Origin of the sequence: Pantoea sp. ACRSB, from assembly GCF_022346905.1 — a bacterium.
Lineage (GTDB): Bacteria > Pseudomonadota > Gammaproteobacteria > Enterobacterales > Enterobacteriaceae > Pantoea > Pantoea piersonii.
Genome location: NZ_JAKRNL010000002.1, coordinates 827207 through 847233 on the forward strand (window position 1 = coordinate 827207; position 20027 = coordinate 847233).

Below are 20027 nucleotides of genomic sequence, written 5' to 3' on the forward strand. Positions count from 1 at the left end.
AGGCGTTTCCAGAGCGGGTAACTTGATAATGAAAGCGCCCGGCTTATGCCGGGCGGTAAATCTTAAGGGATCAGGACCCCATACGGTAGTTCGGTGACTCTTTGGTGATGGTCACATCGTGCACGTGGCTTTCGTTGATGCCCGCGCCGCTGATGCGTACAAACTCCGCTTTGGTGCGCAGGTCGTCAATGGTCTGGCAACCGGTCAGGCCCATACAGGAGCGCAGGCCGCCCATCTGCTGGTGAACAATCTCTTTCAGGCGGCCTTTATAGGCAACGCGGCCTTCAATGCCTTCCGGCACCAGTTTATCGGCGGCGTTATCGCTCTGGAAGTAACGGTCAGAGGAACCTTTTGACATCGCGCCCAGCGAGCCCATACCGCGATAGGATTTAAAAGAGCGGCCTTGATAAAGTTCGATCTCGCCAGGGGACTCTTCGGTGCCAGCCAGCATAGAGCCGACCATAACGGCTGCCGCGCCGGCGGCAATAGCTTTAGCGATATCGCCGGAGAAGCGGATACCGCCGTCAGCGATAACCGGAATGCCAGTGCCTTCCAGCGCTTCAACAGCGTCAGAAACGGCAGTGATCTGCGGAACGCCTACCCCGGTCACGATACGGGTAGTACAGATAGAGCCAGGGCCGATGCCGACTTTTACCGCGCTTACGCCCGCCTTCGCCAGCGCCAGTGCGCCTGCGCCGGTCGCGACGTTGCCGCCGATAATGTCTAAATCAGGATATTTTGCGCGCGTTTCGCGGATACGCTGCAGCACGCCTTCTGAATGGCCATGGGATGAGTCGATCAGCAGCACATCGACGCCAGCAGCGACCAGCGCATCGACGCGCTCTTCGTTGCCCGCGCCCGCGCCAACTGCCGCGCCAACGCGCAGACGTCCCTGCGCATCTTTACAGGCGTTCGGTTTACGTTCTGCTTTCTGGAAATCTTTAACGGTGATCATGCCGAGCAGATGGAAGCTGTCGTCCACCACCAGCGCTTTCTCAACGCGTTTTTCGTGCATTCTCTGCAGCACGACATCACGCGCCTCACCCTCTTTTACCGTTACCAGACGCGCTTTCGGCGTCATCACCGCGGTAACCGGCTGCGTCAGATCGGTGACGAAGCGCACGTCGCGGCCGGTGATGATGCCCACCAGCTCGTTGCTTTCGTTCACCACAGGATAGCCGGCAAAGCCGTTGCGCTCGGTCAGCGCTTTCACTTCCGCCAGCGTCGTAGTTGGCAGTACGGTTTGCGGTTCGGTAACCACGCCGCTTTCATGTTTCTTCACCTTGCGAACTTCTTCCGCCTGGCGCTCAATCGACATATTTTTATGGATAAAGCCCAGACCGCCTTCCTGCGCCAGCGCAATAGCCAGGCCCGCTTCGGTCACAGTGTCCATAGCGGCGGAGAGCATCGGGATGTTCAGACGAATATTTTTCGTCAGTTGAGTGCTGAGATCGGCCGTGTTAGGCAGAACGGTGGAGTGAGCAGGAACGAGCAGAACGTCGTCGAAAGTAAGGGCTTCTTTAGCGATTCTTAGCATGGCAATATCTCAACCTGGGGTGAATGAGAACAGATAAAATATTGCCGCGGCATTATACAGGCCGTAATCGTTTGCCTCCAGCATTATTTTAGAAAAACTCTTGATCCTCTCTATCAGCCATGTAGTATCGGTTAATTAACCCTCTGATTTACTATTTGATCTCCATCACATGTCGCTACCGCCGATCGCTAATGTTTTTACCGTCAGCCGCCTGAACACGACGGTGCGTCAGCTCCTGGAACAGGAGATGGGATCGGTGTGGCTGAGCGCGGAGATCTCTAATTTTTCTCAGCCCGCTTCAGGCCACTGGTATTTCACGCTGAAGGATGACGGCGCGCAGGTGCGCTGCGCCATGTTCCGCAACAGCAACCGTCGCGTCACCTTCCGTCCTCAGCATGGCCAGCAGATTCTGGTACGCGCTACCATTACGCTTTATGAGCCGCGCGGCGACTACCAGCTGATCATCGAAAGTATGCATCCGGCGGGCGAAGGCGCGTTGCAGCAGCAGTTTGAATTGCTGAAGGCGAAACTGGCGAGCGAAGGCCTGTTCGACCAGCAGCACAAACAGCCCCTGCCCGAGCCAGCGAAACAGGTCGGCGTGATTACCTCGGCAACCGGCGCGGCGCTGCATGATGTGCTGCGCGTGCTGCATCGTCGCGATCCTTCACTGCCGGTCGTTATCTATCCTACGCCGGTTCAGGGCGCGGATGCGCCAGCCGCCATCGTGCGCGCAATTGAACTGGCGAACCAGCGTGCAGAGTGCGACGTGCTGATTGTCGGGCGCGGCGGCGGCTCGCTGGAAGATCTCTGGAGCTTTAATGAAGAGCGCGTGGCGCGCGCCATTTTTGCCAGCCGTATTCCTGTCGTCAGCGCGGTCGGCCATGAAACCGACGTGACTATCGCCGATTTTGTCGCCGACCTGCGCGCGCCTACCCCGTCCGCCGCTGCTGAAATAGTGAGCAGAAATCAGACGGAACTGCTGCGACAGTTGCTCTCACAGCAACAACGGCTGGAAATGGCCATGGATTATTATCTGGCGCAGCAACAACGCCGCTTTTCCCGCCTCGATCATCGCCTGCAGCAGCAGCATCCTCAGCTTCGCCTGGCACGACAGCAGACCGCCCTGTTCCGCCTGCAACAGCGGCTGAACGAGGCGATGGAAAACAAGCTGCGTCAGACGATGCGTCAGCAGGATCGCCTTGCGCAGCGTCTCGCCGCCCATCAGCCGCAGCCGCGTCTGTTTCAGGCGCAGCGCCAGCTGGAACAGATGCGCTATCGTCTGCAACAGGGCATGGAAAAGATGCTTAACCGCGACAGGCAGCGCTTTGCAACGCTTGCCGCGCAGCTGGAAGGCGTCAGTCCGCTGGCGACGCTGGCGCGCGGCTTCAGCGTAACCACCGATCTTACTGGTCAGGTGGTGAAAAAAACAGCCCAGCTACAGAGCGGCGATATGCTGCGCACTCGCCTCGATGACGGCTGGGTGGAAAGCCAGGTAACCAGTCTGCTGCCAGAAAAAAAACGACGCCGTAAGACCACTTCCTGAGCAAAGACTATACTTTTTGACACATTACTTGTGCCAAGGAGTCGGGTATGTCCTACAGCGTTATTCCTCCCTATATCTTGCGTAACATCGTGACCCACGGTTCCACCCATCAGCAGGATTATGCGCGCCGCACGCTGCTGCACGTTCAACATCTGATGGCGGAGAACTGGCAGAAGCCGGTCGCGCCGAAGACGGCGGCGGGCGGTCATGTTGAGCGTGAAATCTACGATGCGAAAAACACCCAGAACCTGCCAGGCGATCTGATACGCACCGAAGGTCAGTCAGATATGGGCGACGTCGCCGCCAGAGAAGCCTGGGATTATCTCGGCGTCACCTACGATTTTTTCTGGCAGGCCTATCAACGTAACTCGCTCGATAATCAGGGGCTAAAGCTGCTCGGCACCGTTCACTATGGCAAGGCGTATCAAAACGCCTTCTGGAACGGGCAGCAGATGGTGTTCGGCGACGGCGATGGCGAAATATTCAATCGTTTCACCATCGCTATCGACGTGGTCGCACATGAGCTGACGCATGGCGTGACCGAAACTGAAGCCGGGCTGATCTATTTCGAGCAGGCCGGCGCGCTGAATGAATCGCTTTCCGACGTATTCGGCTCGCTGGTGAAGCAGTATCACCTGAAGCAGAGCGCCGATAACGCCGACTGGATTATCGGCGAAGGGCTGCTGGCAAGCGGCATTAAAGGACGTGGGCTGCGCTCAATGGCGGAGCCGGGTACGGCCTATGACGATCCGATGCTGGGTAAAGATCCCCAGCCTGCGCATATGGATCACTATGTGCAGACCCGTGAAGATAACGGCGGCGTTCATCTTAATTCCGGCATACCTAACCGAGCCTTTTACCTGGCAGCAAAAGCGCTGGGCGGCTATGCCTGGGAACTGGCTGGCTGGGCCTGGTACGATACGGTGTGTGACAAATCACTGCCGCAGGATGCCGATTTCAGCACCTTTGCGCGCTTGACCATTCAACATGGCGAACGTCGCTTTAACCGTTCGGTGGCGCAGTCGATTGAACAGGCATGGAAGGAGGTTGGCGTGCTATGAGTTCCTTTCCTGAACTGAGCGACGATGCGGTCATTGAGGTCGAACGCGAAGGCGGACTGGCCTTTATCCCAGGCCTGCGCGGCGCGCGGCGCTTCGCGCTGGCTCAACTGCCGCAACCGCAAAAACAGCGCGTCTGCCAGGTTCTGGAACAGGCACTGCCGCTGGGTGAGCCTGAAGATAAAGCGCCGGAGATTGGGCGCAGCGATCAACGCTACTTCCGCATACAAATTAGCTATGCCACGCATCGTGAAGTTGGCACCATTGTATTGCTGATCCCGGAACAGATCGCCCCGCCGGAGCTGGAGGCGCTCTGGCGCGACGGTGAAGAGCCTGAATAGTAAAGGCCGTCACGCAAGTGACGGCCTTATGAAGGCGCTTCAGGCCTGTCCAGCCAACAGTCGGTTAAGGCGGGGATTAACTCCCCGCCTTCCGGTTGCTACTTACCAGATTCGTAAGCCATCGAAGCAGCCACCTCGCGCTGGTTGTCCCGGTAGCGGATTTCACACAGCGATTTCCGCGTTAGCCAGGTAAAGATTAAAAGTGTGAGACACACCAGTAATACGCAACATACCAGCGTTAGCTGTGGCAATTTCATGGTCACTCCTCCTTGCGCAGAGCGCGGTAAGAGGCTACCCTGCTGTTGTTCGGACAGTGGGGCAGCCTCGTGGGTTAATGAAAATTAACTACGGGGCTTTCTCTTTTCTGCCTGGCAATCAGCATGCCGATCGCTTAAGGCAGAAACCTCAAGCGCCGCCGCGATTATACCCTCTTCTCTGCCCTGCCCAACCCGCACGCTACTGCTTAGCGAGCCGTTTCTCAGGCGTTTATGCAATTGCCGTCACGCTTACAATTTCTTGTGCGCCAAATAAAAAACCCCACGCCGGAGCGCAGGGTTTTTAGTAAATACGCTTAGCCGTTATGGCAGCGCATAGGCAATCACATAGTCGCCGCGATCGGGCGACTGACGCGCGCCACCTGCGGAGATCAGGATGTACTGCTTACCGTTTTTCGGTGATACGTAGCTAATTGGGCCACCCTGGCTGCCCACCGGCAGGCGCGCTTTCCACACCTCTTTACCGGTTGAGCTGTCAAAGGCGCGCAGATAGTAATCCTGCGTACCGGCGATAAACACCAGCCCGCCCTGCGTCGCCAGCGTACCGCCCAGGGTCGGCATACCGATCGGCATCTGCGCATGCATTTTAATACCGAACGGCCCCGTATCCTGCACCGTACCTACCGGCACCTGCCAGACGATTTTACGCGTCTTCATATCGATCGCCGACAGCGTGCCAAACGGCGGCGCCTGGCATGGGATGCCCAGCGGCGACATAAAGCGGTTTTTGTTGACCGCATACGGCGTGCCTTTCAGCGGAACCGCGCCCATACCGGTATTGATCGCTTCGCCACCGTTACTGCCGCGAGCGATTTTGCTGGTATCGGTCGGGATCATCTGCACCCACAGGCCGAGACGCATATCGTTGACGAACATGTACTGGTTGTTCGGGTCAAAGGAGATGCTGCCCCAGTTCATCCCGCCGAGCGAACCCGGGAAGCTGAGCGACTTATCGGTATCCGGTACGGTGAACAACCCGTTATAACGCATCGATTTAAACGCGATGCGGCACGCCAGCTGGTCAAACGGCGTCGCGCCCCACATGTCAGATTCGGTCAGCGTCTGGTTGCCGATCTGCGGCATCTCGGTCGAATGCGGCTGAGTTTTGGTGTACTGCTCGTTCGGGATATGACCCTGCGGCATCGGCAGCTCTTCGACTTTGGTCAGCGGCTTGCCGGTTTCGCGATCGAGCACGAAGATCATGCCGGTTTTCCCGCCGATAACGACCGCGGGTTTAGTGGTGCCATCCTTCATCGGGAAATCGACCAGGCTTGGCTGCATCGGCAGATCGAAGTCCCACAGATCGTTATGAACGGTTTGATAGACCCACTTTTCTTTACCGGTGGTCGCATCCAGCGCCAGTACGGAGGCGCCATATTTATGATCCAGCTCGGTACGGTTAGCGCCCCAGAGATCCACTGAGGAGCTGCCCATCGGGATAAACACCGTGTTCATCGCCGGATCGTATGACATCGGCGCCCAGGAGTTCGGGGTGCTGCGTTTGTAGTTCTGACCCGGCATCAGGACGGCGTTTGGATCGACATTGCCTGGGTCAAACGCCCAGCGCTGCTTGCCGGTGATAACATCGAAGCCGCGCAGCACGCCGCCCGGCATATCGGTCTGAACGTTATCCGCAACGCGGCCGCCGACCACTACCGTCGTGCCCGCCAGCGTCGGCGCTGAAGTCAGCTGATATTTCGGATCCTGCGCTTCGCCCAGTCCTTCTTTCAGGCTGACCACGCCGTGGTTACCAAAGTCTTCGCAGAACTCGCCGTTGTCGGAGTTGATGGCGATCAGACGCGCATCAATGGTGTTCATCAGAATACGACGCTGACAGGTATCGCCCGCCGCCAGGGTAGCGGCCGGCACCGGCGTTGAGCCAGGTTTGCTCGGCTGGGTCAGCGGTTTGGTGGCGTCAAAGTAGGCCAGACCGCGACAGCGCGGCCAGACTTCCGCCTGCGCGTTGATTTCGCGTTTCCAGATCTGCTTGCCGCTGTCCGCTTCAACCGCAATCACGTTATTGTGCGGCGTACAGAGATAGATCGTGTTGCCAATCTGCAGTGGTGTTTGCTGATCTTCCGCGCCGTTGCCGGTTGGACTAATCGGCGTATCGCCAGTATGGAAAGTCCAGGCGACCTGCAGGTCTTTCACATTGTCGCGCGTGATTTGATCCACAGCGGCAAAGCGATCGCCGCCCGGGGTGCGGCCATAGTTATTCCAGTCCTGCTGCGGTTTGCTTTTATCAACCGGGATCAGCGGCAGCTCTTTGCCGGTGAACGCCACGGTCGGATGCGGCTGGAACATCTGCACCAGCGTGCCGACCATGCCGACGGCGATTATCGCTGAGAGCGCATAAGAGACTTTCGCCAGCGAAGATTTTCCTTCGCGCTTGCGCAGCGCAGGCCAGGTAAGGAACGCCAGCAGCATCAGGCCAGCCGGCACCATCAGGCGCGATACCAGCGGCCAGAACGACCAGCCCGCGTCCGCCAGCGCCCAAATCAGCGTGCCGACGAATACCAGAATAAACAGCACAACGGCAGAGGACTTACGACGGAAGAACTGGATTGCTGACAGCAGAGTCACAATACCTGCAATCAGGAAATACCAGCTACCACCCAGCGAAACCAGCTTACCGCCGCCGATAGCAAAGAACAGGCCGATTGCCAGCAGCACCAGCCCCAGCAAGATCGACCAGATACCCAATCCTTTGCCGGATCGGGATGTTGTTTCAGCCATAACACAAACTCTCCTGAAAAAATAAAGCATCCGCGCCGCTAAGCACTGAACAACGCCGCTGAGCGTGACGTTGTCGCCGGATATAACTTTATTTTATTTCGTAACAGTACGGACCCATGTCCAGGTTGCAGGCATTGTGAGCAAGGAGGCATAAAAGCTGTTTTGCCCTCGTCGCAATACGGGGCAGGATTGTACCACCTGGTACATTATGAGGTGAACATTTATAACGGGTTCTAAACGCGACAATAGCATTTTTGCTACAAACACCCGGACAGGCCGCGCTGTTTGATTGCTTCTTACAGCCAGCCCAGGATCGTTTGCAAAAGTGAGAAAAGCGTCAGAGGTTTTTTCTGCCTCTGAAACAACAAAGGGACCTTTCGGTCCCTTGGGTTTAACGCTTGTTTTTCTTCAAATGCGCAAGCAGGCGCTTACGCTTGCGCTGCTGCGTTGGCGTCAGCAGGTTGCGTTTGCCCGCAAAGGGGTTATCGCCCTCTTTGAACTGAATACGAATCGGCGTGCCCATAACGTTAAGCGAACGACGGAAGTAGTTCATCAGATAGCGCTTGTAGGAATCCGGCAGGTCTTTCACCTGGTTGCCATGGATTACCACGATAGGCGGGTTATATCCCCCCGCATGCGCATACTTCAGCTTCACGCGACGTCCGCGCACCAGCGGCGGCTGATGGTCTTCGGCTGCCATATTCATAATGCGCGTCAGCATAGAGGTGTTAACGCGTTTGGTCGAACAGTCATAGGCTTCGGTGACCGATTCGAACAGGTTGCCGACGCCGCTGCCGTGTAGCGCAGAAATAAAGTGTACGCGGGCAAAGTCGATAAAGCCGAGACGATAATCCAGCGTCTCTTTGACCTCGTCCTTGATCTCCTGCGTCAGTCCGTCCCATTTGTTCACCACGATCACCAGCGAGCGGCCGCTGTTCAGGATGAAGCCAAGCAGCGACAGATCCTGATCGGAGATACCTTCACGCGCGTCGATTACCAGCAACACAACGTTAGCGTCTTCAATCGCCTGCAGGGTTTTAATAACCGAGAATTTTTCGACTGTATCGGTGATCTTGCCGCGCTTACGTACGCCAGCGGTATCAATCAGGATATATTCGCGACCGTCGCGCTCCATCGGAATATAGATGCTGTCGCGCGTGGTGCCCGGCATGTCATACACCACCACGCGGTCTTCGCCGAGGATACGGTTAGTCAGCGTGGACTTGCCGACGTTGGGACGGCCGACGATAGCAAGCTTGATCGGCAGACCGGTAGGGTCAAACGCCTCTTCTTCCTCTTCTTCCAGCGTTTCACCGTTCTCTTCCGCCGCGAGCGCCGCCCAGTAGGCTTCGTTCTCGTCCTCTTCGGTTACTTCGCGCGGATCGACTTCATCCATCCACGGCAGCAAAACGGTTTCCAGCAGGCTGGTGACGCCGCGACCGTGCGATGCGGCAATAGCGTAGATATCACCCAGCCCCAGCGAGTAAAAATCGGCAACCGCTGAATCGGGATCGAGGCCGTCGGTTTTGTTCGCCACCAGGAACGTTGGCTTTTTACGCGAACGGATATGGTTAGCGATCTGCTTGTCCGCTGGCATCAGGCCGGCGCGCGCATCCACCATAAACAGCACAACATCGGCCTCTTCAATCGCCAGCAGCGACTGCTCAGCCATACGCGTTTCGACGCCCTCTTCAGAGCCGTCGATACCGCCGGTATCAATAACAATAAATTCGCGCCCTTCCACTTCGGCGCGACCATATTTGCGATCGCGAGTCAGTCCAGGAAAATCCGCCACCAGCGCATCACGAGTGCGCGTTAAGCGGTTAAACAGCGTGGATTTCCCCACATTGGGACGCCCAACCAGCGCGACCACAGGTATCATAACAATGCCTCAATAAAAAAATTAATCGCCCGAATGGCGTGATTATAACGGTTTTAACCGCCAGGTTCAGGCTGAAGGCGCTAAGAATATCATGCCTGACTAAAAACGAAACGGCTCCTGACGCGTCAGGAGCCGTTAGACGGAAGGCAAATTCCGGTAGCGGATTAACGCGTAATCGCGTAAACCTCGCCGCCTTTGGCCTGAATGATCAGCTTATCGCTGGCGACAACCGGCTCGGTCTGGAAGCCATCGCTGTCTACTTTCTGCTGCGCCACGAAACGACCGTCATCGGTATTGAGCCAGTGCAGGTAGCCTTCGCTGTCACCCACAACCAGGTAGCCGTTAAACAGCACCGGCGCCGTCAGGTTGCGGTGCAGCAGATCGCTCTGACGCCAGATGGCGACGCCGCCATCAGCATTCAGCGCGATAACGCGGTCATCCTGATCCACCAGATAGATGCGGCCAGCATCGACAATCAGATCTTTGACGCCGCCGATCTCACGCTTCCACAGGATCTGGCCGGAACGCAGATCGAGCGCGGTGAGGTTGCCGTTGTATGCCAGCGCATAGACCACGCCGTTGACGATTACCGGCGTCGTATCGACGTCGTTCAGGCGATCGATTTCGGTCGCGCCGCTCGGCTGGGAGATACGCTGCTGCCAGATTAACTGGCCCTGATTCATGATCACTGCGCTGACGCGGCCGTTATCGCCGCCAACAATCGCGCCACCGAAGGCGGTCGCTGGCGCAGATTCGCCGCGCAGCGACAGCGCAGGCATGTCGAGGTTAACGCTCCACTTCACTACGCCGCTGTTCTGATCCAGCCCCTGCAGCATACCGTTGCTGGTATGCACCAGCACCAGACCGTCGCTCACTACCGGGCGCGATAACGCTTCGCCAGCGACTTTAGTCTGCCAGGCGAGACTGCCGTCGCTGCTGTTCAGGGCAAACAGCTGACCGCGCTCACTGCCGATGTAGAGATGATCGCCTGCAGCGGTCACGCCGCCGGAGAGCAGTGCTGAGATATTTTTCGAGAAAAAGCCGGTTTTCTCAGAGAGATCGACTTTCCATTTTTCTTTGCCGTTGGACGCATCCAGCGCTTTTACCACGCCGAAACGATCAGCCGCAAATACGGTATTGTCCTGCCATGCCGGATGCAGGTTAGAGTAGAAATCGCCAACGCCGTCACCAACCGACGTGCTCCACACTTCCTGGGGAGTAAACTGGTTTTCCACCTTTGGCAGCGGGGCCATTTTCACTACATCTTCTTCGCCGCTGAACAGCGAACAACCGCTGAGCAAAGTGACTGAAATCAGCCCTGGCAGCAGGTATTTACGTAATTCCATGCGCTCTCTCTTGACTGGCTTAGCTTAAGTTATTCATCTTCATCTGCATCATTTGCTTCAGCGCGGGAGAAGCGTCTGACTCAACGCCTTTGCTCCACGCATCGCGCGCGCCCTGCTTATCGCCTTTGCTCAGCAGCGCTTCGCCGCGAATATCCGCCACAATGGCTGTCCAGCCATCGCCCTTAACAGCGTCAAGGGTCTTAAGGGCGGCATCCGCCTGATTCTGTTGCAGTTGAATGCGCGCCAGCCGCAGGTTAATTACCGCCTGCAGATTGGCATCCTTAGTGTTCTTCAGACCGTTTTCCAGCAGGGAAGAGGCCTTGTCCAGCTGGTTGGCGTCAACATACTGTTTCGCCACGTCCATCGCCGCCAGCGCACCGTAGGTATTGCTGTTTTCGCTGACGAATTTCGCTACCGCATCCAGCGTCGCTGGCTGATCGGCTTTCATGGCGGTGGTCACTTGCTGATACTGTGCGGAAAGCGCCTTTGACGAGCCCTCTTCATGACTGGCCCAGTAGCGCCAGCCGCCCAGCGCGGCAATGCCGATAATCACGCCGACCGCCAGCGCCTTGCCGTTATTAGCAAAAAAGCGACGTAACGCGTCAACCTGTTCATTTTCATTGCTATAAACTTCCACGCGATCCCTCTCCTTTCTCTGGTTGGCGCCGTGCCACGCTTACTGTAACAGCGTGCGCAATGCAGCGGCAGCCTCTGTCTGCGCCAGCGTTTGCTGATCGCCGCTGCGCAGATCTTTGATAACGACCTGACCGGCTTTCACTTCATCTTCGCCTACCACCAGCGCGACGCGAGCGCCCCACTTGTCGGCGCGGGCAAACTGTTTCTTGAAGTTGCCGCCGCCAAAGTTGGTCATCAGCTTCAGTTCCGGCGCTTCGTCGCGCAGTTTTTCCGCCAGCTGCATAGCAGCAGACTGAACGCCCTGGCCCGAAGCGATAACATAGACATCAACAACGCGCGTCGGTTCAAATTCAGGATTGACCGCCTGAACCAGCAGCACCAGACGCTCCATGCCCATGGCGAAACCCACCGCCGGCGTGGCGCGGCCGCCCAGCTGCTCGACCAGACCGTCATAACGGCCGCCGCCGCACACTGTGCCCTGCGCGCCGAGGCTCTCGGTCACCCATTCGAAAACGGTGCGGTTGTAGTAGTCGAGGCCGCGAACCAGGCGCTGATTGACGCGGTAGGCGATGCCCGCATCGTCCAGCAAGGCGCACAGCCCCTGGAAATGCTCGCGTGATTCATCGTCGAGGTGATCCATCAGCTGCGGGGCGTCGTTAAGCAGCGTCTGCACCTCTGGATTTTTGCTGTCCAGCACGCGCAGCGGGTTGGTGTACATACGGCGCTTGCTGTCTTCGTCCAGCGTCTCTTTGTGCTGCTCAAGGAACGCCACCAGCGCTTCGCGGTAGTTGGCACGCGCCTCCAGCGAACCGATGGAGTTAAGCTCCAGGCGCACATGGTCAGCGATGCCCAGCGCTTTCCACCAGCGTGCGGTCAGCATAATCAGCTCGGCGTCCACGTCCGGGCCCTGCAGGCCGAACACCTCGGCGCCCATCTGATGAAACTGGCGATAGCGGCCCTTCTGCGGACGCTCATAGCGGAACATCGGGCCCATATACCACAGACGCTGCTCTTGATTGTAGAGCAGGCCATGTTCGATACCGGCGCGTACGCAGCCCGCGGTCCCTTCGGGACGCAGCGTCAGGCTTTCGCCGTTGCGGTCATCAAAGGTGTACATCTCTTTTTCAACCACGTCGGTGACTTCGCCGATGGCGCGTTTAAACAGCGGGGTCTGCTCTACGATCGGCATACGGATTTCGCTGTAGCCGTAGCTGGCCAGCACCTGCTTGAGCGTGCCTTCAATGCGCTGCCAGATAGCCGTATCCGCCGGCAGGTAGTCGTTCATACCGCGGATAGCTTGAATATTCTTCGCCACGTTAAAATCTCTTAATGCAAAAAAACCTGTCCGGCATCATACCTTATGAGGATGAAACCGCACAGGTTCATTAAACAAAGTCGCGCTGCGCGCGCCGACGCTTAGTTTTCCAGCTGCTGTACGTTGATGCGGCGGTTCTCGTCCAGCATGGTCGCTTTGGCGCGGATACGCGCTTCAAGCTGATCGATCATATCGTCGTTGTCGAGACGATCGCGCTGACGCACGCCATCCTCGTAGAAGCCGCTTTTCTTGTTGCCGCCGGTCACGCCCAGCGTCGACACTGTGGCTTCGCCAGGACCGTTAACCACGCAGCCGATAATTGAGACGTCCATCGGCGTGATGATATCTTCCAGCCGCTGTTCAAGCGCGTTCACCGTACCGATAACGTCAAACTCCTGACGCGAACAGGTCGGGCAGGCGATAAAGTTGATGCCGCGCGCGCGGATGCGCAGCGACTTCAGAATGTCGAAGCCGACTTTCACCTCTTCTACCGGATCGGCCGCCAGCGAAATACGCAGCGTATCGCCGATCCCTTCAGAGAGCAGCAGCCCCAGCCCGATAGCTGATTTCACCGCGCCCGCACGTGCGCCGCCCGCTTCGGTAATACCGAGGTGCAGCGGCTGATCAATCTGTTTCGCCAGCAGGCGATAGGACTCAACGGCCAGAAAAACGTCCGAAGCCTTTACGCTGACTTTGAACTGATCGAAGTTAAGGCGATCGAGATGATCGACGTGGCGCATCGCTGACTCCAGCAGCGCCTGCGGCGTCGGCTCGCCATATTTTTCCTGCAGATCTTTTTCCAGCGAACCGGCGTTCACGCCGATACGAATCGGAATATTGTGGTCGCGCGCGCAATCCACCACCTGGCGGATACGTTCGTTGTTGCCGATATTGCCTGGATTGATACGCAGGCAATCAACGCCATATTCGGCGACTTTCAGCGCGATGCGATAGTCAAAATGGATATCCGCCACCAGCGGCACGTTTACGCGCTGCTTGATCAGCTTAAAGGCTTCGGCGGCATCCATGGTCGGCACAGAGACGCGGACGATATCTACGCCGACGCGCTCAAGCGCTTTAATCTGATTGACCGTGGCTTCTACATCGGTTGTACGGGTATTGGTCATCGACTGAACGGCGATAGGCGCGCCATCGCCGACAGGCACCTTGCCGACATAAATCCGGGTCGATTTACGACGGATGATGGGTGCTTCGTTATGCATATTCTTTCTCCACAATTGCCCGGGGCGCGATGCTGCGTTATTGCGCACCCAACGTCAGGCGAGCAACCTGGTTATTACGGATAAAACGACTTAAATCAACCGGCTGGTTCTGATATTGCACCTGCACCGCCGACGGTGCGCCGATTTTCAGACGATAGGGCGCAGTACCGGAAAGGCTGAGTTTACCACCGCTACGTTGCATTCCGCTGAACAGTTTTTTACCGGTAGCGTCGGAGACCTCAAGCCAGCAGTCGGCATTGAAGTTCATTACGACGGTATTAGGATCGGCGGCCGCTTCGCCAACGGCTGCGCCGCTGGTTGGCAGCTGGCCAGCGGTAGCTGACGGGCTGGCTGCATTACCGACCGGCGCCTGGCTCGGCGACACGACGGCGCTGTTCGCCGAGGTTGCAACTGGCGCGGCGCTGTTGCCGGCAGGCTGTGCCGGCGCTGTGCTGGAGGGCTGGCTGGCGGCTGGCGCCGCCGCGCTGGCGTCAGCGCTGTTGGTTTCGTCCGGCGCGGCAGGTGCAGCCGTCTCGTCGCTGGCGTCATTGCTGCCGCCGTCGAGCGGAATCGACTGGCTATTGTCGCCGCTGCTGCCATTTTGATCGGCCATAGAGACCAGATCTTCCTGCGAAGCTTTATGGTTTTGCCACCACCACGCGCCAGTCAGGCCGATCACCACGAATAACACTAACCAGGTGAAAATCATCAGCCAGCCGTCGCGTTTTTTGCGGCGTTTGCCCAGCGAGAAGTTCTGCATCGGTTCGATTTTGGCGGCACGCACCGGCGTCTGCTTCGCCATCATCGGCAACAGTTCCTCTTCAGGAATGTGCACCAGACGCGCATAAGAGCGAATGTATCCACGCAAAAAGGTCGATGCCAGATCGGCAGGCGATTTGTCCTCTTCGATATCGCGTACGGTCGTAAGTTTCAGGCACAGGCGTTCAGCCACGTTTTGCTGAGTCAGCCCCATTTTCTCACGGGCCAGACGCAGGCGTTCACCTGTGGAATGTACTGCAGAGTTGTCTTGAGTGGCTTCAGTATTCATTAGCTAAATAACGCTGGTACTGTATCGATTGTGGAAAACTTCGCGCCAACCGGTCGCCATAACGTGTAACGTCAGCAGCGTTTCCCTGTTGCGCGGCGAAACGTATCTGTAACTCTAAGCTGCGCGCCGTAGCAGGCAGATATTGCTGATAAAGCTCTATTAACAGTAGAGCACGCGCCGGATAGAGGGGCCGTTGTTTTTCCGCCTCATCCAGTAATGCGTCGCCTTTCGCGCGGTTCGCCTCAAGCGCCCGACTCAGTGCCGCTCGCGCGGCCAGCATATCTTCCGCCTGAAGATAACAATATCCCGACAGCTCCCACGCATCGATGCGCGCTTCGCTCTCCGAGGCGCCCATCGCCCGCTTAAACTGTTGATGCGCTTCGTCATACTGCCCTAAAGCGCAGAGAAACGCACCGTAATTGTTAGCGACGTAGCCATTTGTCGGCGCCAGCCGCTGCGCCTGTTGATAGTCACGCGCCGCCTCATCGCGGCGGCCCTGTTTTTCCGCCAGACGCGCCAGCGCCAGGACCATTCGGTAGTCGCGCGGTGCGGCGGCCTGCGCCCGCTGAAAGTTGCGGCGCGCGGCGACGAAATCGTCCGCTGCCAGGTAGTGCATACCCAGCGCCAGGCGGGTCTCCGCCGCGCCCGAATAAGGGCTACGACTGACACACCCGGTTACAACAATCAGGGCCAGCAGGCTGGCCGGTAATCCCTTACCCATTTCATTCTCCTGTTCGCGACGTAATTGCGTGGCAGCAGCCTGCCACGCGTCACGACCAGGGAAAACTGCGATGTTCCCTGTTTCAGAGCGCCTTCACAGATATGGCTTCGCCCGCCATTTTTTTACGCATCGTACGCTTGGTGCGGTCAATAACGTCGCCCGCCAGCTGACCACAGGCTGCATCAATATCGTCGCCGCGCGTTTTACGCACGATAGTCGTAAATCCATATTCCATCAAGACCTTAGCGAAGCGGTCAACCCGGCTGTTAGAGCTACGGCCGTAAGGCGCGCCCGGGAAGGGGTTCCATGGAATCAGGTTGATTTTGCTCGGCGTATCTTTTAACAGCGCCGCCAGCTCATGCGCATCGTCGGTACTGTCGTTCACATGGTCCAGCATCACATATTCGATCGTGACGCGTCCCTGATTAGCGTTCGACTTCGCCAGATAGCGCTTCACCGCACCGAGGAACATCTCGATATTGTACTTTTTGTTAATCGGCACGATATCGTCGCGCAGTTTATCGTTCGGCGCGTGCAGCGAAATCGCCAGCGCGACGTCGATCATATCGCCGAGCTTGTCCAGCGCCGGTACTACGCCTGACGTGGAGAGCGTGACGCGACGCTTGGAGAGGCCGAAACCGAAATCGTCCAGCATGATTTCCATTGCCGGTACGACATTGTTGAGGTTGAGCAGCGGCTCGCCCATGCCCATCATCACTACGTTAGTGATGGGACGCTGGCCGGTAACCTTCGCGGCGCCGATAATTTTTGCCGCGCGCCATACCTGGCCGATAATCTCTGAAACGCGCAGGTTGCGGTTAAAGCCCTGCTGCGCCGTTGAGCAGAATTTACACTCCAGCGCACAGCCAACCTGCGAAGAGACGCAGAGCGTGGCGCGATCGTCTTCCGGGATATAAACGGTTTCCACCAGCTGATCGCCGACGCGGATCGCCCATTTGATGGTGCCGTCGCTGGAGCGCATCTCTTCCGCCACTTCTGGCGCGCGGATTTCCGCAATCTGGCTCAGCTTCCCGCGCAGCACCTTATTGATGTCGGTCATCTGCTCGAAATCATCGCAGCAGTAGTGGTACATCCACTTCATCACCTGATCGGCGCGGAACGGTTTTTCGCCCATAGAGAGAAAAAGCTCGCGCATCTGCTGGCGATTGAGATCGAGCAGGTTAATTTTTTCGCTTTTGGGGGCAACGACAACGGGGGAAGCGGACGACGGCGTCACAATCTGTTCGGACATAATGTTCTCTGGCCTCGTTATTACACGTTATGGCTCTGGTTAAGGATAGAAAAAAAAGACGCCCTTGCTGAGACAAGCTCAACAAGGGCGCGATATTGTACAACATCTGCGGTGTGATGCCAGGGTAGACGGCGCGCGTTAGCGATAAATTTGTAAAGCGCGCGGTCCGGCTGGCGTCAACGCGATTAACGCGTGCGCGGGCAGATCTCGTTTTCGCCGAAGAAGTAGGCGATTTCACGCGCGGCAGACTCAGCGGAGTCAGAACCGTGGGTCGCGTTTTCGGTGAAGCTGTCAGCGTAGTCAGCGCGCAGCGTGCCAGCCAGCGCGTTAGCCGGGTTGGTCGCGCCCATCAGATCGCGGTGACGCTGAACGGCGTTTTCGCCTTCCAGCACAGACACCACAACCGGACCAGAAGTCATGAACTCAACCAGACCGTCGAAGAACGGTTTGCCCTGGTGCTCAGCGTAGAAACCTTCAGCCTGCTCTTTGCTCAGCTGCAGCATTTTAGCGCCAACGATTTTGAAGCCTGCGCTCTCAAAACGGTTGTAGATGGCGCCAATTACGTTTTTAGCAACGGCGTTTGGTTTAATGATGGAGAAGGTACGTTCGATTGCCATGTTGACCTCTGTCTTTAGCATCCTGAAGAAACCGGGAACCCGCTCCCGGTAAGAAAACGCGCCGATTATAGGGAGATCAACGGGCGTTGCCTATTAGCTATCGTATGATTTATTGAAAATTATTGATAATTGTCGATGCAGGCTGGCAAATAATGTGCATTGCGTCATTTTTCAGTCGCGGGTAAAGGAGACGGTAGTGAGCTGCCCCGCCTCATCCATCACCACCAGCTGATAGTCACCAGCGTCGCGCAACGCCAGCTGCGCGCGATCCTTCTCTACACCCTGCTCTACCGGCTCGCCGTTTAAAAACCACCAGCGGCGCTCGCCCTGCCCGCCCTGCACCGCTACCGGCAATATCAGCACCGCTTTGCCAGGCAGCGGCTGCACATGCTGTCCATTGATAACGCCGGTAATTACCATCGGCGCCGCATTACCCTGATGCAGCGGCGGGCAGGCTTCGTCAACCGGCGGCAAACGCTGCGCGCGCTGTTCGCTTTTCGGCAGCCAGGGCTCAAGCGGCAGCGGCCACAGTAGCCGTTCGCGGCTCTGGGCATCGGGGCAGTCCGCCGCCACGCGTCTTCCCTGCGGATTTTGCCAGTAGCGCAGCCGCAGACCGTTAACGCCTTCCTGCCCCGGCGCCAGCAGCGTCGGCGGCAGGGTCTGGTTCAGCACCCAGCTTTGACGACGCTGGCGACAGTTATCATCCCCGGCGGGCAGCGGCTGACCGCCCGGCCAGCAGATGCTCTGCGCGCTGACCGTCGCGGGACGCGGATCGCGCGGCGTGCCGCCGACGGGCATATGGCCAGCCAGCAGATTCGCCACCTGATGCATAACCGGCACCGCCGATGCGAAACCGAACTGACCGGCGACCGGCGTGGCGTCTGGTCTGCCAACCCAGACGCCGATGAGATAGCGCGGCGTGATGCCAATAGTCCAGGCATCGCGATAGCCGTAGCTGGTGCCGGTTTTCCACGCCAGCGGCACAATGTCGCTCACCGCGCCGCTGGCGGAGGGTTGCGCGTCGCCCGCCAGTATGCGCCGCACGATCCAGGCCGCGCCCGGCGACAGCAGACGACGCTGCTGCAGCGGCTGATCCGCCAGCAAGCGCAGCTGGGCAGCGTTGCCCTGGCGCGCAAAGGCGCTGTAGGCCGCCACCAGCTCGTCCATTCGGGTGCCGGTTCCGCCTAACGCCAGCGAAAGGTTAGGCTCCGCGCCCGCCGGAAACCGCAGATTCAGGCCAGCGTTGCGCAGCCGCGCCGTCACGCTTTTCGGCCCGAGCGCGTCAAGCAGCTGTACGGCGGGAAGATTAAGCGATCGCTTTAGCGCTTCGCTCGCGCTCACCGGGCCGTGAAAACCGCTGTCGAAATTGCCGGGCCGGTAATCGCCAAAGCGGCGCGGCACGTCCTGCAGCAGCGACTCGCCGTGGATCAGGCCGTCGTCCAGCGCCATGCCATAAATAAAAGGTTTCAGTACCGATCCCGGCGAGCGCACGCTGGCGATCATATCGACATGACCGAAACGCCTCTCGTCACGAAAATCCACCGAGCCGACGTAGCCGCGCACCTTCATATCGGTGTGATCGACCACCAGAATCGCCAGCGAGGTACGCGGCGGCAGCGACGGCTTAAGGGAGAGAGCCAGATTTTCCAGCTCGCGCTGCAGCGAGCTATCCAGCGTCGAGACAATTTTATCTTGCGTGGAGAGCGACAGCAGACGACGCGCCAGCAGCGGCGCGCTCTGCGGCATCTGACGCGGCGGCAGCCAGACCGGCTCCTGAAGGATTTCATCAACCTCCTGCCGCGGCCAGATATGATTCTCCGCCAGTCGCTGCAGCACCTTATTGCGCGCCGCCTCGGCGCGCTGCGGCCAGCGATCCGGACGTAAGCGGCCAGGCGCCTGCGGCAGCACCGCCAGCAGCGCGGCTTCGCCTTTAGTCAGCTGTGAAGGCGGCTTGCCGAGCCAGATCCAGCTTGCCGCACCCACCCCTTCGACCGTTCCGCCAAAGGGGGCGCGGTTAAGATAGAGAGTAAGGATCTCACGCTTCGACAGGTGCCACTCCAGCTGTAACGCCCGCCACGCCTGCACCACTTTGCCAGACAGCGTACGCGGCTGCGGATCGATCAGGCGCGCCACCTGCATGGTCAGGGTACTGCCTCCGGAAACAACGGCGCCGGCGCGCAGGTTCTGCCCTGCCGCGCGCAGGATGGCGATTGGGTTAACGCCAGGGTGATGCCAGAACCAGCGATCCTCATAGTTGAGCAGAGCGTCGAGATAGGCGGGCGCAACCTCCTCCAGCGTGACCGGATAGCGCCAGACGCCCTGTTTATCGGCGAAGCGCCAGAGTGGCGTCCCATCTTCCGCCACCACCACGCGCGCCGGCTGTACCTGGCGCAGCGGCAGCGGAAACAGCCGATCCATGCCGAGCAGCGCCAGCAACAGCGCGACAAAAACAAGCGGCGGCCAGAGCCACCGCTTTTTCCAGCCTTGCAGCTTCATG

Annotated in this window: 16 protein-coding genes; 3 read left to right on the forward strand and 13 right to left on the reverse strand. The window is 58.3% G+C overall.

What is annotated here, in order from left to right; all coding sequences use genetic code 11:
• Positions 1 to 70: 70 nt before the first annotated feature.
• Positions 71 to 1537 (reverse strand): IMP dehydrogenase, encoded by a 1467-nt coding sequence (guaB, locus tag MHZ89_RS10350; protein WP_120457561.1) that lies wholly within the window; start codon positions 1535 to 1537, stop codon positions 71 to 73.
• Between the two features lie 169 nt (positions 1538 to 1706).
• On the opposite strand from guaB, the gene xseA reads away from it, so the two are divergent.
• Genes xseA through MHZ89_RS10365 form a run of 3 tightly spaced genes read left to right on the forward strand, consistent with a single transcriptional unit; the run spans position 1707 to position 4479 of the window.
• A complete protein-coding gene (gene xseA, locus MHZ89_RS10355; RefSeq protein ID WP_311782924.1) occupies positions 1707 to 3080 on the forward strand; it encodes an exodeoxyribonuclease VII large subunit in 1374 nt (457 codons plus the stop codon).
• A gap of 47 nt (positions 3081 to 3127) precedes the next feature.
• Positions 3128 to 4141 carry a M4 family metallopeptidase gene (locus MHZ89_RS10360; protein WP_311782925.1) on the forward strand — a complete coding sequence of 338 codons (1014 nt, stop codon included), beginning with the start codon at positions 3128 to 3130 and terminating at the stop codon, positions 4139 to 4141.
• Entirely contained in the window at positions 4138 to 4479 is a 342-nt protein-coding gene (locus MHZ89_RS10365; RefSeq protein ID WP_311782926.1) for a protealysin inhibitor emfourin, read from the forward strand. The genes MHZ89_RS10360 and MHZ89_RS10365 overlap by 4 nt, the downstream gene beginning before the upstream one ends.
• A 98-nt stretch (positions 4480 to 4577) precedes the next feature.
• On the opposite strand, the gene MHZ89_RS10370 is transcribed toward MHZ89_RS10365, so the two are convergent.
• The 12 genes from MHZ89_RS10370 to pbpC form a co-directional block, all read right to left on the reverse strand.
• Positions 4578 to 4736 carry a type I toxin-antitoxin system Hok family toxin gene (locus MHZ89_RS10370; RefSeq protein ID WP_081141507.1) on the reverse strand — a complete coding sequence of 53 codons (159 nt, stop codon included), beginning with the start codon at positions 4734 to 4736 and terminating at the stop codon, positions 4578 to 4580.
• 321 nt (positions 4737 to 5057) lie between these two features.
• Complete coding sequence (locus MHZ89_RS10375) at positions 5058 to 7490, reverse strand: glucose/quinate/shikimate family membrane-bound PQQ-dependent dehydrogenase (protein WP_311782927.1); 2433 nt, start codon at positions 7488 to 7490, stop codon at positions 5058 to 5060.
• A 391-nt stretch (positions 7491 to 7881) separates the two neighbouring features.
• Positions 7882 to 9372 carry a ribosome biogenesis GTPase Der gene (gene der, locus MHZ89_RS10380; RefSeq protein ID WP_311782928.1) on the reverse strand — a complete coding sequence of 497 codons (1491 nt, stop codon included), beginning with the start codon at positions 9370 to 9372 and terminating at the stop codon, positions 7882 to 7884.
• 164 nt (positions 9373 to 9536) lie between these two features.
• Entirely contained in the window at positions 9537 to 10718 is a 1182-nt protein-coding gene (gene bamB / locus MHZ89_RS10385; protein ID WP_311782929.1) for an outer membrane protein assembly factor BamB, read from the reverse strand.
• 19 nt (positions 10719 to 10737) lie between these two features.
• The gene (locus MHZ89_RS10390) at positions 10738 to 11355 is read right to left on the reverse strand and encodes a YfgM family protein (protein ID WP_120457548.1); all 618 of its coding nucleotides are present in this window, start codon (positions 11353 to 11355) and stop codon (positions 10738 to 10740) included.
• Between the two features lie 39 nt (positions 11356 to 11394).
• Positions 11395 to 12669 (reverse strand): histidine--tRNA ligase, encoded by a 1275-nt coding sequence (hisS, locus tag MHZ89_RS10395; RefSeq protein WP_269949959.1) that lies wholly within the window; start codon positions 12667 to 12669, stop codon positions 11395 to 11397.
• Between the two features lie 101 nt (positions 12670 to 12770).
• The gene (gene ispG / locus MHZ89_RS10400; protein WP_120457544.1) at positions 12771 to 13892 is read right to left on the reverse strand and encodes a flavodoxin-dependent (E)-4-hydroxy-3-methylbut-2-enyl-diphosphate synthase; all 1122 of its coding nucleotides are present in this window, start codon (positions 13890 to 13892) and stop codon (positions 12771 to 12773) included.
• Positions 13893 to 13929: 37 nt separating this feature from the next.
• Positions 13930 to 14940 carry a cytoskeleton protein RodZ gene (gene rodZ, locus MHZ89_RS10405; protein ID WP_311782930.1) on the reverse strand — a complete coding sequence of 337 codons (1011 nt, stop codon included), beginning with the start codon at positions 14938 to 14940 and terminating at the stop codon, positions 13930 to 13932.
• The gene (gene pilW / locus MHZ89_RS10410; protein ID WP_311782931.1) at positions 14930 to 15661 is read right to left on the reverse strand and encodes a type IV pilus biogenesis/stability protein PilW; all 732 of its coding nucleotides are present in this window, start codon (positions 15659 to 15661) and stop codon (positions 14930 to 14932) included. The genes rodZ and pilW overlap by 11 nt, the downstream gene beginning before the upstream one ends.
• 82 nt (positions 15662 to 15743) lie before the next feature.
• Positions 15744 to 16913, reverse strand: a complete 1170-nt coding sequence (locus MHZ89_RS10415) for a bifunctional tRNA (adenosine(37)-C2)-methyltransferase TrmG/ribosomal RNA large subunit methyltransferase RlmN (RefSeq protein WP_311782932.1) — start codon at positions 16911 to 16913, stop codon at positions 15744 to 15746.
• 185 nt (positions 16914 to 17098) lie between these two features.
• Positions 17099 to 17530, reverse strand: a complete 432-nt coding sequence (gene ndk / locus MHZ89_RS10420) for a nucleoside-diphosphate kinase (RefSeq protein ID WP_003848684.1) — start codon at positions 17528 to 17530, stop codon at positions 17099 to 17101.
• Positions 17531 to 17701: 171 nt separating this feature from the next.
• Positions 17702 to 20026, reverse strand: a complete 2325-nt coding sequence (gene pbpC / locus MHZ89_RS10425; protein ID WP_311782933.1) for a peptidoglycan glycosyltransferase PbpC — start codon at positions 20024 to 20026, stop codon at positions 17702 to 17704.
• Position 20027 lies beyond the last annotated feature (1 nt).